General features: G+C 66.2%; 16 protein-coding genes. 5 read left to right on the top strand and 11 right to left on the bottom strand.

All coding sequences use genetic code 11. The annotated features are described in order from the left end of the window. The first annotated feature begins 77 nt into the window (after nt 1–77). From NTM_RS11325 to NTM_RS11310, 4 genes are all read left to right on the top strand, one after another. Complete coding sequence (locus NTM_RS11325; RefSeq protein WP_163766333.1) at nt 78–1,268, top strand: lipid-transfer protein; 1,191 nt, start codon at nt 78–80, stop codon at nt 1,266–1,268. After that, nucleotides 1,265–1,714 carry a MaoC family dehydratase N-terminal domain-containing protein gene (locus NTM_RS11320; RefSeq protein ID WP_163766332.1) on the top strand — a complete coding sequence of 150 codons (450 nt, stop codon included), beginning with the start codon at nt 1,265–1,267 and terminating at the stop codon, nt 1,712–1,714. Before NTM_RS11325 ends, NTM_RS11320 begins: the two co-directional genes overlap by 4 nt. Further along, nucleotides 1,711–2,127: a MaoC/PaaZ C-terminal domain-containing protein gene (locus tag NTM_RS11315; protein ID WP_163766331.1), complete on the top strand. Its 417-nt coding sequence runs from the start codon at nt 1,711–1,713 to the stop codon at nt 2,125–2,127. Before NTM_RS11320 ends, NTM_RS11315 begins: the two co-directional genes overlap by 4 nt. A gap of 113 nt (nt 2,128–2,240) precedes the next feature. Then, nucleotides 2,241–3,422, top strand: coding sequence for a TetR/AcrR family transcriptional regulator (locus NTM_RS11310; RefSeq protein ID WP_104862365.1), 1,182 nt, complete (start codon nt 2,241–2,243; stop codon nt 3,420–3,422). Nucleotides 3,423–3,465: 43 nt separating this feature from the next. On the opposite strand, the gene NTM_RS11305 is transcribed toward NTM_RS11310, so the two are convergent. Both NTM_RS11305 and NTM_RS11300 read right to left on the bottom strand, forming a co-directional pair. Next, nucleotides 3,466–3,957 (bottom strand): flavin reductase family protein, encoded by a 492-nt coding sequence (locus NTM_RS11305; RefSeq protein ID WP_104862366.1) that lies wholly within the window; start codon nt 3,955–3,957, stop codon nt 3,466–3,468. A gap of 118 nt (nt 3,958–4,075) precedes the next feature. Then, nucleotides 4,076–5,011 (bottom strand): alpha/beta hydrolase, encoded by a 936-nt coding sequence (locus NTM_RS11300; protein ID WP_104862367.1) that lies wholly within the window; start codon nt 5,009–5,011, stop codon nt 4,076–4,078. Nucleotides 5,012–5,231: 220 nt separating this feature from the next. On the opposite strand from NTM_RS11300, the gene NTM_RS11295 reads away from it, so the two are divergent. Continuing rightward, entirely contained in the window at nt 5,232–6,059 is an 828-nt protein-coding gene (locus tag NTM_RS11295) for an SDR family NAD(P)-dependent oxidoreductase (protein ID WP_104862368.1), read from the top strand. A 23-nt stretch (nt 6,060–6,082) separates the two neighbouring features. Here NTM_RS11295 and NTM_RS11290 read toward each other — a convergent pair whose 3' ends face one another. The 9 genes from NTM_RS11290 to NTM_RS11250 are packed head-to-tail and all read right to left on the bottom strand — an operon-like array spanning nt 6,083 to nt 14,208. Next, the gene (locus tag NTM_RS11290; protein ID WP_435405086.1) at nt 6,083–6,568 is read right to left on the bottom strand and encodes a CAP domain-containing protein; all 486 of its coding nucleotides are present in this window, start codon (nt 6,566–6,568) and stop codon (nt 6,083–6,085) included. Between the two features lie 16 nt (nt 6,569–6,584). After that, complete coding sequence (locus tag NTM_RS11285; RefSeq protein WP_232079690.1) at nt 6,585–6,911, bottom strand: DUF732 domain-containing protein; 327 nt, start codon at nt 6,909–6,911, stop codon at nt 6,585–6,587. A gap of 38 nt (nt 6,912–6,949) precedes the next feature. Continuing rightward, complete coding sequence (locus NTM_RS11280) at nt 6,950–7,504, bottom strand: Rv1363c family protein (protein WP_232079689.1); 555 nt, start codon at nt 7,502–7,504, stop codon at nt 6,950–6,952. 32 nt (nt 7,505–7,536) lie between these two features. Next, nucleotides 7,537–8,079, bottom strand: coding sequence for an Rv1363c family protein (locus NTM_RS11275; protein WP_232079688.1), 543 nt, complete (start codon nt 8,077–8,079; stop codon nt 7,537–7,539). Then, entirely contained in the window at nt 8,043–9,476 is a 1,434-nt protein-coding gene (locus NTM_RS11270) for an MCE family protein (RefSeq protein WP_163766330.1), read from the bottom strand. Before NTM_RS11270 ends, NTM_RS11275 begins: the two co-directional genes overlap by 37 nt. A 1-nt stretch (nt 9,477) precedes the next feature. Continuing rightward, the gene (locus NTM_RS11265; protein WP_179963920.1) at nt 9,478–10,563 is read right to left on the bottom strand and encodes an MCE family protein; all 1,086 of its coding nucleotides are present in this window, start codon (nt 10,561–10,563) and stop codon (nt 9,478–9,480) included. Nucleotides 10,564–10,622: 59 nt separating this feature from the next. Further along, the gene (locus tag NTM_RS11260) at nt 10,623–11,888 is read right to left on the bottom strand and encodes an MCE family protein (RefSeq protein ID WP_163766329.1); all 1,266 of its coding nucleotides are present in this window, start codon (nt 11,886–11,888) and stop codon (nt 10,623–10,625) included. Then, entirely contained in the window at nt 11,888–13,183 is a 1,296-nt protein-coding gene (locus NTM_RS11255) for an MCE family protein (protein WP_104862375.1), read from the bottom strand. Before NTM_RS11255 ends, NTM_RS11260 begins: the two co-directional genes overlap by 1 nt. Continuing rightward, a complete protein-coding gene (locus tag NTM_RS11250) occupies nt 13,180–14,208 on the bottom strand; it encodes an MCE family protein (RefSeq protein ID WP_104862376.1) in 1,029 nt (342 codons plus the stop codon). Before NTM_RS11250 ends, NTM_RS11255 begins: the two co-directional genes overlap by 4 nt. Nucleotides 14,209–14,224: the final 16 nt, after the last annotated feature.

The following is a 14,224-nucleotide window of genomic DNA, read 5'->3' as shown; positions in this document are numbered from 1 at the left end:
TCATTTAGTTGCATGTATTGCACTTCCCTTCATATAGTTAGTTTTGATTCTAGTTAAATCGACAACTGAGGGTGGAGATGCAGCGCACCGTATGCGTGGCGGGGGTCGGCATGACCCCATTCGCCAAACCGAGCAAGAGCCGGAACTACCAGGAGATGGGTGCAGATGCCGCGCGCGCCGCACTCACCGATGCGGATGTGGACTACGCCACCGTGGAACAGGCCTACGTGGGCTACGTCTACGGGGACTCGACGTCAGGGCAGGCCACGCTCTATCATCTGGGCCTCTCTGGCATTCCGGTGCTGAACGTGAACAACAACTGCTCGACCGGCTCGTCGGCGCTCTGGCTGGCCCGCCAGGCAGTGGCCTCCGGAGCCGCCGAATGCGTTCTGGCCCTTGGCTTCGAGCAGATGCGGCCCGGTGCCCTGGCCGCGGTGTGGGACGATCGGCCCAGCTCGACCGGGAAGTTCGAAGAGGTGGCGATGGGTCGGCCCGGAGCCGATCCGCAGGCACCGATGGCCGCACAACTCTTCGGCGGCGCCGGCGTGGCACACATGGAGCGCTTCGGCACCAAACCTGAGACCTTCGGCCGCATTTCGGTCAAGGCCCGCCAGCACGCCGCGCGCAATCCCTTCGCTGTCTTCCGCGATCCGGTAACCCTCGACGAGGTGATGGCCTCGCCCACGATCTGGGGTCCGCTGACCCGGCTGCAGTGCTGCCCTCCGACGTGCGGCGCCGCCGCAGCGGTGGTGTGCAGCGAGGAGTTCGCCGCCAAGCACGGGATCGACGGCGCCATCGTGATCCGCGCACAGTCTCTCGTCACCGACCTGCCCGGCGCCTACAACGGCGATGACATGCGCCGCGTCGTCGGCTACGACATGTCGGCGAAAGCGGCCGCCGACGTCTACGAGTCCGCAGGCGTTGGCCCCGAGGATATTCCGGTCGTCGAACTGCACGACTGCTTCACCACCAACGAACTGATCACCTACGAGGCACTCGGGCTGACCCCCGAGGGCACCGCCGAGAAGTTCATTCTCGACGGCGACAACACCTATGGCGGACGCGTTGTCACCAACCCGTCGGGCGGCCTGCTCTCCAAGGGTCACCCGCTCGGTGCGACCGGTCTGGCTCAGTGCGCCGAACTCGTGTGGCAGCTGCGTGGTACCGCCGGGGAACGGCAGGTCGACGGCGCGCGCCTGGCTCTGCAGCACAACCTCGGTCTCGGTGGGGCCTGCGTGGTCACCCTGTACGAAAGGAAATCCCAATGAGCGCTGAAACCCTGAAGGGCTACCAGTGGCCGGAGAGCAGTGTCGACGTCGAACGCGGTCGTGTCGCGATGTTCGCCAAGGCGATCGGCGAAACCGACCCGGTCTACTTCGACGTCGAGGCCGCCCGCGCTGCGGGCCACCCGGACCTGCTGGCGCCGCCGACGTTCGTCTTCGGACTCGACCTTGAACACTCCGACACCCTCGGGGTGCTCGAAGCCAACGGCGTCGACGTGTCGTCGGTCCTGCATGGAGAGCAACACTTCACCTACCACCGTCCCGTGCACGCCGGGGACACCCTTTCCCTGCGGGCCGAGTTCACCGACTACTTCTCGAAGAAGAACGGCGCGCTGGAGTTTCTGGTACGCCGATCCCAGCTGACCGCAGGCGGCGAACTCGTCGCGGAGATGGAAAGCGTGTCCGTCATCCGGAATGGAGCACTCTCGTGAGCACCGCTGCCGCCGACATCCAGGTCGGAACCCAACTGCCACCCCTGGTGGTGGCATCGATTTCACGGACGACACTGGCGCTGTTCGCCGGCGCCTCCGGGGATCACAATCCGATCCACGTCGACATCGACGCGGCCCGGGCGGCCGGTTTCGACGACGTGTTCGCCCACGGCATGCTGTCGATGGCGTACCTGGGGCGGCTCGTCACGTCGTGGGTTCCGCAATCGCAGTTGCGGGCGCTGAGCACCCGGTTCACCTCGATCACCCCGGTCCTGGCGCAGCCGACGTGCACTGGAACGGTGACCGGTATCAACGACGTGGACGGCGAGAAGCGCGCCACCGTCGAGGTGAAGATCACCCTCGCCGACGGCACCGTCACGCTCAGCGGCGAAGCGGTCGTCGCGCTCGCCTGATCACTAGGCGTCCTCTTAATCCAGGCAGCCCCGGAAGGGTGAACTATAATCATGGTTCACTCTTCTGGGGCCCTGAGGCCTCGCCGGAGAGCATCAGAGGGAGGAACGCCGACGTGCCGCAATCGGTCCGCCAGCATGCGCGGAGCTCGGTACGCAAGCTCCAACTGTCCCAGGCAGCCGCGCGTCTGTTCACAGACCGCGGCTACCACAACGTCAGCATGGACGATGTCGCCTCGGCCGTCGGGTTGACCGGGCCGGCGCTCTACCGCCACTTTCGCAAGAAGCACGACATTCTGGCACAAGCGATCTCCGAACAGCTCGCCGCGGTGGAAACGGTTGCGGTCCACGCGGTCGAGTCCGGGCTGGAGCCCGACGAGCGTGCCGAGATGTTTCTGTCCGAGCTCGCCGATCTGGTGCTCGAACGCGAAGAGGTGCTGCTCTGGAAGCGTGAACGCCGACAGCTCTCCGAGGACGAGCAGAACGAATTCCGGTTGCGGCTCAACGCCGTCCTGCGACTGACGGTGCAGGCACTCGGTCTCGGCGACGGGGGAAAGCCCTCCGGTGTCGCCGAGTTGCGGGCCTGGAGCGTGCTGGGCATCTACTCGAGCATCGCCCCTGCGCGGAAACGGCTGGAGAACGCCGCAGCCAAGCGGCTCCTGCAGTCGATGGCGCAGAACGTCCTCAAATGCGAACTCGATGGTGCGCCGCATTCGGCGGCCCCGGTGCCGAAACAGCGCCGCCCACCCGGCAGACGCGAACGTATCCTGAGCACCGCCACCCGGCTGTTCCACGCACAGAGTTACCACGCCGTCGGCATCGAGGAGATCGCCGCCGAGTCGGACACCGCCATCGCGACGTTCTACCAGTACTTCAACGGCAAAGCCGAACTCCTGCAGGCGGTGTTGAACCGGGGTGCCGAGGGGTTGCACTACGTCACCAACCACCGCCTCCCCTCGGCCACGACGCCGCAGGAAGCGCTCGACGTCATCGTGTGCACGTTCATCGAGCTGGCCCTGGGTCCGCACCAGCCGATCCTGGCGATCCTGGCCGCCGACCTGATCTACCTTCCCGAGAAGGCTCAGGAACTCATCCGGACGAGCGAGCGCGAGTACGTCGACGAGTGGGTCGCCGCGATCCTCGGGGTACGTCCCGAGTTGACCCCGGCGCACGCCCGGCTGCTCGCACAGGCCTCGATCGGTCTGGTCACCGACATCACCCAGACCACGAGCATGCGAAGCCGGCCGGGGATCGCCGCAGAGCTGCACCAGCTCGTGGCGGCCGTGATCGCCGCCTGAGTACCCGATTCGTGCGCCGTGGCCCATACCGTGGGCCCGTCCCTCAGCTCGTGATGTGGTGGGTGCCGAAAGTCCTGGCGTGGTAGGTCAACGGTGCTGCCGCGGTGCTGTCCACCGCGCGCACCCGGCCGATGACCACGATGTGGTCGGCGGCCTCCACCGCCTGCATCACTTCGCACGCGAACCATCCCGGCGCGCCCGCCAGGCGTGGTACACCCTCGGCCAGGACCCAGTCGACGTCGGCGAATTTGTCGCGCCCCTTGCGGGCGAAACAGGATGCCAGATCGGACTGATCGTGGCCGAGGACGTTGACCCCGAACTCCCCTGCGGCTTGGATCAGCGCCAGCAGATCAGAACCCCGATCGAGGCTGACGAGCAGCGACGGCGGTGACATGGACAGGGACGCAAACGCACTCACCGTGGTGCCGTGCGGACGTTCGCCGTCCATCGCCGTGATCACCGCGACCGGCGTGCACACCGACGCCATCGCGTCCCGGAATGCTTCTCCGAGCGACTCCACTTCTGCCACCGCCATCAACCGACCTCCTCGCTCGTCCTCACCAGGCAGTCAGGACCACATAATGGAAATTAACTTTTGAACATCTGTCAGCATGCGGTCGCTGTGTGCGGCGCCCGCAATCCACATTCGACGGTCACACCGGGCTGCGGTCGGCCAGCACTCGGCCCACGAAGTCACCGATCTCGGCGACCGCGCGCCTGGCACGCGGCATCGTGGAGGCGAACATCGTCCACGCGTGACACACGCCGGCGTACACGGCCAGCGAGGAGGGGGAACCGTCCCGCTGCATCCTGTGGTGCAGCGCCTTCGCGTCGTCGAGAAGAACTTCGCGATCGCTGGCCAGGATGAACGTCGGTGGCAATCGGTCCAGCGTCCCGAACACCGGGGACGCCAGCGGATCCCGCGGATCATGGCCGCCGAGATAGGCCGCGGCCAGCGATCTGACCGACCGCCGCGATATCGCCACGTCCGTCTCGGCGTGCACGTCGAAGCTGTCCCCCGATGCGGTGAAATCGGCCAGCGGAGACACCAGGACCGCCCCCGCGGGTAGTTGCGCACCCTCGTCGCGGGCACTGATCATGGCGGCCATCGTCAGGCCGCCGCCCGCAGAGTCGCCTGCCAGCACCCAGCGGTCCCCGAAAGTCTCTGCAGCCCAGCTCATCACTGTGCGCGCATCGAGCAGCGCCGCCGGGAACGGATTCTCGGGAGCGCGCCGGTAGCCCGGCACCACGACGGGGTGCCCGGCCGCCGCCGACACCGCGGCGGCCACTCCGCGATATCCGTGGGCCGACCCCATCACGTATCCGCCACCGTGGAACCAGATGACCGTGGCGGTGTCGTCGACCGCGCCGGCGCTGACCCGCAGCGCCGGAATTCCCCCGGCGGTCAGTTCCGCGACCGCGATGTCGTCGGGCGGGCCCTGAGCGATCATCATGTCGTCGAGGGACTGCCGCATCGCCGCCAGCGGACGTCGACCGTCTCCGAAGACGCGCTCGAGCTCGCGCTCCGCATGCTCCAAGGCGTCGGCATCCGCGTCGGACCACTGCTCGTCGGCCAAGGACAAGGCCACGTCTATACCCACCAATCGTGTTCTGTGAGGACCCTTCGAGAGAAGCTTCCAGGGGAAACCCCGGGACCACCCAGAGTGATAACCGAGAGTTTTCTCAAAAGAATCGTCAATAACTATCGCTGCATAGTAACTTGTCAACGCCTCATTGACGAGGCCTTTTGATGAAGTTAACCTTCACACGGGCGTGCTCAGCGCGCCAGGACCGACGGAAGAGGAACACATGCCACGACTGTCCGACAAGATCGCCCTGGTGACCGGCGCCACGACGGTGGAACCCGGTGGGCTGAACATCGGCGGTGCGGCGGCCACGGAACTGGTCGCCGAGGGCGCCCGCGTGGTGCTCGCCGACATCAACATCGACGGTGCGTCCGCGCTGGCCCGCCGGCTCAACGACAAATACGGCCCCGACGTGGCGATCGCCGTCCGCACCGACCTGCGTGACGAGGCCGCTATCGCGGAACTGGTGGCAACGGCAGTGTCCACTTTCGGCGGACTCAACGTGCTGTTCAACATCGCCGGGGTGTTCCCTGCCGGTGACGGCGACGTCGCCACCATGCCGATCGAGGTGTGGGACGACGTGATGGCTGTCAACGTGCGCAGCGCCATGCTCACCACCAAACACTCGCTGCCGCATCTGCGCTCCGCTGGCGGTTCGATCGTGAACACCGCCTCGACGCACGCGTTCGCCGGTGACACCAGCCTCACCGGTTACGGCGCCACCAAGGCGGCGCTGTTGGCGCTGACCAAGTACACGGCGACCCAGTACGGCCGCGAAGGCGTGCGATGCAACGCTGTCTGCCCGGGGACCACGACCACTCCGCCGGCTCAGCAACTTCCGGAGACGATCAAGGACATCTACCGCAGCCATACCCTCGCACCGGACCTCAACGGTCCGGACGACCTGGCCAAGGTGTATGCGTTCCTCGCCTCCGACGATTCACGTGGCATCAACGGCGAATCGATCCGGGTCGACGGCGGCCTGCTGGCGCATCAGCCGTTCGTGCCCGACATGAACGCGCTGGGCGCGGCGACCGCCACCTCGCAGTGATGTAGGCCGGGTACGGCCGACTGTCAGTCGGGTCGGCCGTACACGGCGACGACTACCGTTCGATCCAGGCTGTTCTCCGACCAGACCCCGATCTTGGTGTGCGTGCAGTCGGCCATGATCGCGTGGTATGCGGGGTTGTAGTACCAGAGGTTGATCAGCTCGATTCCGCTGATCGCCAGGGCCGGGTGGATCGCCGCCGTTTGGGCCACAGTGCCGCGGAAGCCCGCGGCTTCGGCACGTTGCTGCGGGGTGGACCCGTCAGATCCGTTGTCACCGAACAGACCTCGGTTGCCCATCAGATCGCGGGCATGCCACTCGGCGGCCTGCAGCAGCTGCGGGCTGACGTTGAGCTCGTTCTCGCAGTCGGCTTGCCGCTGAATGGCATAGACGTTCTCGACCACGCTGCTGTTGAATCGTCGGTTGTCCGCGTGTGCGGTGGGCGCGACGGCGCCCGCGGCCAGGGGCAGGCAGGCCGAGGCGGCCAGGGCAGCCGCGCGCCGGCGGTTCACTCGAATCACTGTTTCCTCATTCGCCGTTCGCAGGGGCAGGGGCCGGCGGGCGGTAACCGCCGGCCGAGGTACGCAGCGCGTTGATGGATCCCGGGCAGAGGTTGTCGGCCGCCTGCCCGATCAGATACGAGGCGTGGAACTCGTCGGACGTCCGGAAGTCGGACTTCACGTCGGCCATCACCTCGCCGTAGGTGCGGCCCTGGGCGAGTTTGTGGCAGATACCGTTTCCGTACGCGAGCGCGTCATCGGGCCCGGCGAAGCCGTAGCCCGGCCGCACAGTCACGTTCACCAGGTAGGCGACGGTGTCGGCGTGGGCCTGCGGCGGGGCCGCGGTCGCGAACATCGCCGACGGTACCGCCAGGAGGGCGGCCGCCGGCCGGATCAGATGGGTTCGAAGCCCGCGATGAGCCATCTGTCTCCGACCTTCTGCATATCGACGTGGGCACTGGACTGCGTATCCGTGGGCGCTTCGGTACCCACCGTCGTCGTCTGGTTGATGTACACCAGAACGCGAGCTCGGTCACCGTCCGCGGAGATCACTGCCGCCGCGGGGACCGTGGTGGATGCCGAGATGCGCTGCTCTTGCGCACCGGGGATGACCACGTCGTTGATCAATGTCGTGTACTCGCCGAGGAAGTCGCCGGTCATCCGCCGGCTCGCCGCTGTCAGATCCTGCTCGACGTGGTCGGCGCGGTAGGAGAGCATCGCGACCACGCCCTCGGTGGCGGCCACCACCGGTTCTCCGGCGGCGCCTCCGGTGGGTACCGACACCGAATCGGACTGCCATTTGAGGAAACTCACGCCGAGCGCAGCAGCGAGCACGAGTACCGGAAGGATCACGTACGCGATGATCGCGCTGCGGCCGCGCCGGGAGGCCGACACCGCATCCTGGCCCGGTTGGGTTTCCGGCCGTTCCTCAGCTGCCACGTCACTCACGATGTCTGCCTGGATCTCCTCGTGAACCGTCATCACACGAACTCGACGTCGGAGATCCGCGCGGTGTCGCCACTGCGCTGCAGCCCCACACGCATCCGCCAGACCCGGGTGTCCTGCTGCTCGGGTGCACCGGCGTTGAACATCTTCACCGACATCACGACCAACACCTGCGCGGTGTCTCCGTGGCAGGACTCCAGGGCGACGGACGTCACCGATCCCTCGGAGGTGGACTGCGCCTGGCGCACGACGCCGGCGAACGACTCTGACCGCTGGGCGAAGTCGTCGTGGAATGCTCCGGTCGACGAGTCCAGGATGCGTCTGATGTCCTCTTCCACGGTCGTGTGGCCGATGGTCGTCAGGTTGATGGCGCCTTGCCGTGCCGCCTCGACGAACCGGCTCTGATCGTCCGCCGCCTGCCGGTCCTCGACGAGCCGGTAACCCATCCATCCACCGAGCGCGGTGAGCACCACCAATGCCGCCGCGCACAGGACAATTGCCGTCCGTGTCGGCGCGATGCGGTGCGGCACAACCTCGTCGGTCAGCGCGCTGCCGGTGGAACCAGCATGCTCTGCCATGTCCTGCCTTCCGTCTGCGGACCGAGGTCCGCCTGGGTATAGATCTGGCCGTCCGGTGCGACGTACTCCCCTGTTGCCGGGTCGTATTCGGCCACGGCAACCGGTGCCGGCGGCGGGGGCGCAGCCACCGGCGCCATCTGCGGGATGTCCTGGCCCGACAGGGTCGCGTTCGGATCGCCCTTCCAGTTGAACCCTTCGTTGAGAGGCACGTACTCTTCGTCGCTCTCACACATCTTGACCGTCGGCGCCCGCTTGCCCGGCCGTGTCAGACACGGGTAGTTCCGGTTGCCGCGCACCACATTCCACGAGTCCTGCGGGATGCGGCAGTAGAGGTCACCCGGCGGGAGATCTGCCGACGTCTCGACGTTGGGGGTGAGTTGCTGATCCACCGGCAGGAAGCCCGTCGTGCACGGCGGCGGCAGGTTCAGGTTCAGGTTGAAGCTCACGTACAACCCGGGCGACGCGCGTTTGGAGTCCTTGTTGGCCAGCAACGCACCCTGCAGACCGGCCACCAACTGGGGCTCGAGCACCAGCACCTGCTCGATGGCGGGTTGGTAGACGACGGCCACCTCGCCGACGCTCACCAGATTCGCCAGCAGCACCGGCAAAGTCGGCTTGAGACGGTCGAAGAGCTGCCGCACCTCGTCGGTGGCCTCTGGACCACGCTCGAGCAGACCCGCCACGGCCGGATCGGCGGCGCGGACCTGACCGGTCAGATCAGCAAGGTGAGAAGCCCAGGCGTTGATCGAATCGGCCGTCTGCGCCTGCGAATCCATCAACGGTTTGGCATCGTCGATCAGCGTCAGGACGGAGTCGAGGTTCGCGCGTGCATCGGAGGCCAACTGCGTCGAGCCCCGGACGATGCGCGACAACTGCGGACCCAGACCGCCGACCGCGACGTAGCTTTCGTCGATGACGGTCTTGACGTTGTCCCCCGGGATCGCCTGGATGCCCCGGTTCGCCGCGTCGAGCAGCGCGTTGATCGGGGGTGGTGTCGTCGCCCGGGCCACCGGGATGACGTCCCCGTTCTTCAGAGGTGGCGCATCAGCGGTGCGAGGCACCAGCGCGACGTACTGCTCTCCGATCGCTGACGTGCTGTGCACCTCGGCCGTCAGGTCTGACGGGATGTCGGTTCCCGACTGCAGTGCCATCACCGCTTCCACCCGGCCGTCCTCGGTCAACCGAACGTCGGTGACCTTGCCGACCGTGGTGCCGCGGTAGCTGACGTTGGCGGTCGCGTACAGCCCGGCCGCCTGTGGAAGCTCCACGACCACCGTGTACTGGCCGATCCCCAGCATCGCCGGCACCTTGATATAGCCGAACGCCATGATGCTGCCGGCGGCCAGCGCCACCACACCAAAGACCACCAACTGCAGTTTGATTCGCCTGGTCAGCATGTCAGCGCCCCTGGTCGAATCGGTAGGGCGCCACGAGCGGATTGCCGGCGGTGTACGGGCTGGGCAGCTGGCCTATGGTTCGTCCCCACTGCATTTCCAGTTCGGTGAGATCACCTTCGAAGCGCGTACCGTTGAGCAGCCCGTCTCCCAGCCGGCTCAGGGTCAGATCGAAGATGACGTCGGTGTTGAGGTAGTCGCCGCGCACGATCTTGTCGATACTCTCGATCGGCCACGGGAATGTAGCGAGCAGGCTCAACGAGCGCGTCATGTCCGGTCCCGCATCCGCCAGCGATCCGAGAACCGGACCGACTGCCTTCATCTCGGAGATCAGGTTCTGCTTGGTCTGGTTCACCGCCTCTGCGGTCAACGCGCTGAACTTACCGAAACCGTCCACCGCGTCGGTCAGGTTCTCGCGGTGGTCGCTCAAGACTTTCACGGCATCAGGAATCGTACGTAATGCGTTGTCGAGCACCGACTTCTGGTCGGCGAGCTGCCCGACCAGATTGTTGAAGCTCTCCGAAGCGGCGATGATGTCCCCAGTCTGGGTGTTCAGCCGCCCGACGAACTGGTCGGTCTGCTCGATCAGGCTGCGCAGATCGCTCTCCCGCTCGGCGAACGCGGTGGCCAGCGCCGCCGTGATGTCCTGCATCTGCCCCACACCACCGCCGTTGAGCAACAACGACAATGCCGCCAGGGTCTGGTCGGTGCTGGGATAGGACGACCCGGAGTCCAGGGGTATCAGCGACCCGTCGACCAGCTTGCCGCGCGGTGCGGCGTCTGCCGGCGGAGCCAGTTCGACGTGCAGCGACCCGAGCAGGCTCGTCTGCCCGACGATGGCGGTCGCATTCGCAGGCAGGTCGACGTCACCGTTGAGCCTGATGGTCACCAGGGCATGCCAGCCCTGGCGCTCGATTCTGGTGATGGTTCCGACGTTGACGTCACCCACCCGGACACGAGAGTTGGGCTCGATGGTCCCGATGTCGGGCAATTGAGCTTGCACAACATAGGATCCGGCACCACCGCCCTCGGTGCCCGGCATCGGCAACGAGTTCAGGCCACGCCACTGACACCCGGTCAGTACCGTCATCGCGGTAATCGCGACTGCGCCGATTCGTTTGGCCTGGAGTGCTTTTCGCGCAGCCATTGTCACCCTCCCGCCCCGGGCAGCAGCAGGCCGGGCAGCCCGGCCGCCGGATCACCTGTGGCCACCGGTGCCGGTGCCGCCGGCGCCGGCTGTGGAGGAATGAAGTCGGGCCTCAATCTGTCCTCGCTGTAGGTGATCTCGTTGGGTCGCGCCGACTGGCCGACGAATAGGTTCTCACCCAGCGGCGGGAAGTTGATCTGGCGGTTCTTGACGATCGGCGCCAGATACTGCGCACACAGCTTCGACGAATAGACGCCGTTGACCCGTGCCGCCGCCTCGACCGAGCCGCAGAGGAAGCTGATCGGGTCGGCGAGATTGTTGACCGCGAGGATGCCCGTCAGGGCGGACTGCGATGGCTGGTAGACGTTGGCGAAGTTCTGCGCGGCGTTCGGGAACGCGTGCAGCGCCTGCTTGATGTCGTCGAGGCTTCCGTTGACCGCAGTGGAGATCGCAGCCAGCTTGTCGGTCGCTATACCCGCCGCTTCCTTGTTGTCCCGGACAAACTGGGTCGCCTCGCTGACCACCGAGTTGAGGTCGTTGATGGCCTCCCCGACAGCTCCCGGGTCGTCGGCCAGAAGCCCGGTGACAGCGGCCATGTTGCGGTTGAGTTGGGCAAGCAGGTCCGAACTGTCTTCGAGGGCCGAGACCACGACAGCGAGGTTCTTGAGGGTGGCGAACGCGTCGTCGCTGTGGTCACCCAGCGCCGAGAGGGCACGCCCCATGGTCGTGACGGTTTCGCGGATGTCGGCACCCTGCCCGCGCAGGTTGTCGGCGGCGGTGTTGACGAACTCACCGAGGGTGCTCACGCCACCCGGTCGGGTGGGTTGCAGAGCATCGGTGAGTTTCTCCAATTGCGTTCGCAAGTCATCCCATTCCAGCGGGACAGCGGTCCGCGCCTGAGGGATGACCCCGCCGTTGTCCATCGCCGGGCCGGACTCGTAGGCGGGCGTGAGCTGGATCGCCCGGGCAGTGACGAGCTGCGGTGACACGATCACGGCCTTCGCCTCCGCAGGCACCCGGTACGTGCCGTCGACCCAGAACGTCACCTTGACCCGTTCCGGCTCCGGTTCGATCGTGTCGATGGCACCCACGGGAACTCCGAGGATCCGTACCTCGTCGCCGACGAACAGACCGTTGCTGTTGTCGAAGTACGCGGTGAGCTGCGTCCGTCCGGCGTGCGTGACCGCGCGCATGACCAGCACACCGCCGACCACGACCGCGGCGACAACCGCGACCACCAGAGCGGCGCGAAGAACTCCCCTGCGCATCACTGTCCTCCCCCGGCAGGTGCTGTGACCGGATCAGAGACCGGTGGCGGAGAGGGCAGGTTCGACGGCTGCTGTCCCTGCGGCCACAGCGCCGGCGGACCTGGCGCCGGTCCACCCGGCGCGGGAGCAGGTTCGGGCTCCCGGTACGGATAGCGCGGATCCCCGGGGTTCCCGGTGATCGCGTCGGGCAGTGTCACGTGCGGTTCCCCACCCTGCCCGGTCCTCGGGAACGGCACGGGCAGCGCAGGCGTTGCGGCCTGACCGGTCTGTGGGTCCGAAAGCTGCGACGGCGGTAACACGTTCGGATCCAGCCCCAGGTCGGAGAACGCGGAGTCTATGAAAGGTTGCACCAACTGCCCGGGCAGGTTCGCCAGGTAGGCCTTGAAGAACGGCCCGGAACCGACGGTCTCGCCCAGCCCCATCGTGTACTGATTCAGGTATTTGATCGCCAGCATGACGCGCTCCTTGCGGTTGTCGACGATCGTCAACACACCGTTGAGTTTGTCCAGTGCAGGCCGCATCTGGTCACGGTTGGTGTCGATGAACGCCGACAGCTGCCGGGCGAAGGTCGACAGGTTCCCCGAGATCTGTTCCAGCGCGGCGCTCTGGTTGCGGAGCTCACCGAGTAGTGCGTTGCTGTTGGCGATCAGTTCGGCGACCTCGTCGGCACGGTCGGACAGGACCTCTGTGGCCTTGCTGGCATTGCTCAGCAGTTTCCGCAGCTCGGTATCGCGCTCGCCGAGGGTCTGGGAGAACCGTCCGACGCCTTCGACCGCTGCCTTCAGCTCCGGCGGGGTGTCCTGGAAGGTCACCGCCAAGGTGGACAGTGCCTCGGACACGGTGTCGGTGTTCAACCCGCTGATTGTCGCGGACAGATCGCCGAGCGCGTCCGGCAGCTGGTAGGGCGACCTCGTCCGTTCGATCGGGATGGTCGAGCTCAGCTGGCCCTCCCCCCGGGGCGTCACCTCCAGCACCTTGGAGCCGAGCAGGCTCTTGGTCCGGATGTGGGCTTCGGTGAGGTCGCCGAGGTGGACGTGGTCGTCGACGTCGAAGTCCACCCGCACCCGGGCGCCGTCGAGCTCGATAGAGGACACCTGCCCGACGCGGAAACCCGCCACCTGTACCGGCGCGCCTGCACGCAGACCGCCGGCCTCGGCGAAGAATGCCGAGTAGTCCTCCGAAGAACTGCCCAACGGCAGTTTGTCGTACTGCAGCGCGATCACGGCGACGCTCGCGGTGAGAGCCATCCCAGCCATTCCGATGACGAACGGGTTCCGTTCGGCGAAGGGTTTCATTTCGGAGCGCACCGCCCTGTCGTCTGCTCGGCGAGTTTGACGTAAACCGGTTGCCCGCCTTTACCGTTGACCTTCAACGACAGAGAGCACAGGTACTCCGGGATGAAGTCGCCGCGACTGCCGAGCCGGGACAGCTTCTTGTAGGCGTCGGGGAGCATGTTCAGCAGGTTGTCGAAGTACTCGTGGTCGGCGAGCACCAGAGAGGTCGCGCGGTCGCTCTGGACGAGGACTTCATTGGCCGGCTCGCGCGCCTGTATCAGCAGGTCGGCGACGGTCGCGGACGCGGCGTTGGTGTACGCCACCGCGTTTGCCACGTCGCCCTTGCGTTCCTCGAGTCCCTTCACCAGCGACGAGAGCGAGTCGACTGCTTTGGCGAGCTGTTCGGTCTGTCCGCCGAAGGAGCCCAGCACCGTGTTGAGGTTTCCGATCACCTCGCCGATGAGGACGTCGCGATCGGCCAGGGTGTTGGTCAGAACGGCGGCTTGGTTCAGGAAGGAGCCGATGGTCGCGCCCTCGCCCTGGAACGCCTGGATCAGCGCGGTCGACAAGGTGTTCACCTGGTCGGGATCCAACGCGCGGAACAGCGGGCGGAATCCGCCGAGTAGTGTGTCGAGATCCAGCGCAGGCTCGGTTCGGTCGATCGGGATGGTGGTGCCCGGCGCCAGTCGAGTGGCGGCGCCCGCGCCTTCCAGCAGGGCCATGTACCGGTCCCCGATTGGGTTCTCCCAACGGATCTGGGCCTTGGAGGCATCCGTCAGGTCGATCGAGGGATCGGCTGAGAACTCCACGACCGCGCGCGCATCGGGGTTGATCGAGATCCTCTTGACCTGCCCGACCTCGACACCGGCGATGCGGACGAAGTCGTTGACTTCGAGACCGCTCACGTCGGTGAACTCGGCACGGTAGAGCTGTTCGTCGTTGAAACGGAGGTTGGCGAAGACCGCCATCAGCCCGAACGCGGACACCACACAGACGACGACGAACACGGTCAGGTTGATCACGACTCGTCGCAAGCTGCTTTTCACTGCTGGTCCTCGATAC

This window comes from Mycolicibacterium parafortuitum, assembly GCF_010725485.1.
Taxonomy (GTDB): Bacteria; Actinomycetota; Actinomycetes; order Mycobacteriales; family Mycobacteriaceae; genus Mycobacterium.
This window is presented reverse-complemented; position numbering and strand designations above follow the sequence as displayed.

What these genes read in the sequence shown, in the direction of transcription:
- NTM_RS11325 (WP_163766333.1), top strand. Translation starts at nt 78, where the DNA reads ATGCAGCGCACCGTATGCGTGGCGGGGGTCGGCATGACCCCATTCGCC.
- NTM_RS11320 (WP_163766332.1), top strand. Translation starts at nt 1,265, where the DNA reads ATGAGCGCTGAAACCCTGAAGGGCTACCAGTGGCCGGAGAGCAGTGTC.
- NTM_RS11305 (WP_104862366.1), bottom strand. Translation starts at nt 3,957, where the DNA reads ATGGCGGTGGCAGAAGTGGAGTCGCTCGGAGAAGCATTCCGGGACGCG.
- NTM_RS11295 (WP_104862368.1), top strand. Translation starts at nt 5,232, where the DNA reads ATGCCACGACTGTCCGACAAGATCGCCCTGGTGACCGGCGCCACGACG.
- NTM_RS11285 (WP_232079690.1), bottom strand. Translation starts at nt 6,911, where the DNA reads ATGTTCGCGACCGCGGCCCCGCCGCAGGCCCACGCCGACACCGTCGCC.
- NTM_RS11275 (WP_232079688.1), bottom strand. Translation starts at nt 8,079, where the DNA reads ATGGCAGAGCATGCTGGTTCCACCGGCAGCGCGCTGACCGACGAGGTT.
- NTM_RS11270 (WP_163766330.1), bottom strand. Translation starts at nt 9,476, where the DNA reads ATGCTGACCAGGCGAATCAAACTGCAGTTGGTGGTCTTTGGTGTGGTG.
- NTM_RS11265 (WP_179963920.1), bottom strand. Translation starts at nt 10,563, where the DNA reads ATGACGGTACTGACCGGGTGTCAGTGGCGTGGCCTGAACTCGTTGCCG.
- NTM_RS11260 (WP_163766329.1), bottom strand. Translation starts at nt 11,888, where the DNA reads ATGCGCAGGGGAGTTCTTCGCGCCGCTCTGGTGGTCGCGGTTGTCGCC.
- NTM_RS11255 (WP_104862375.1), bottom strand. Translation starts at nt 13,183, where the DNA reads ATGAAACCCTTCGCCGAACGGAACCCGTTCGTCATCGGAATGGCTGGG.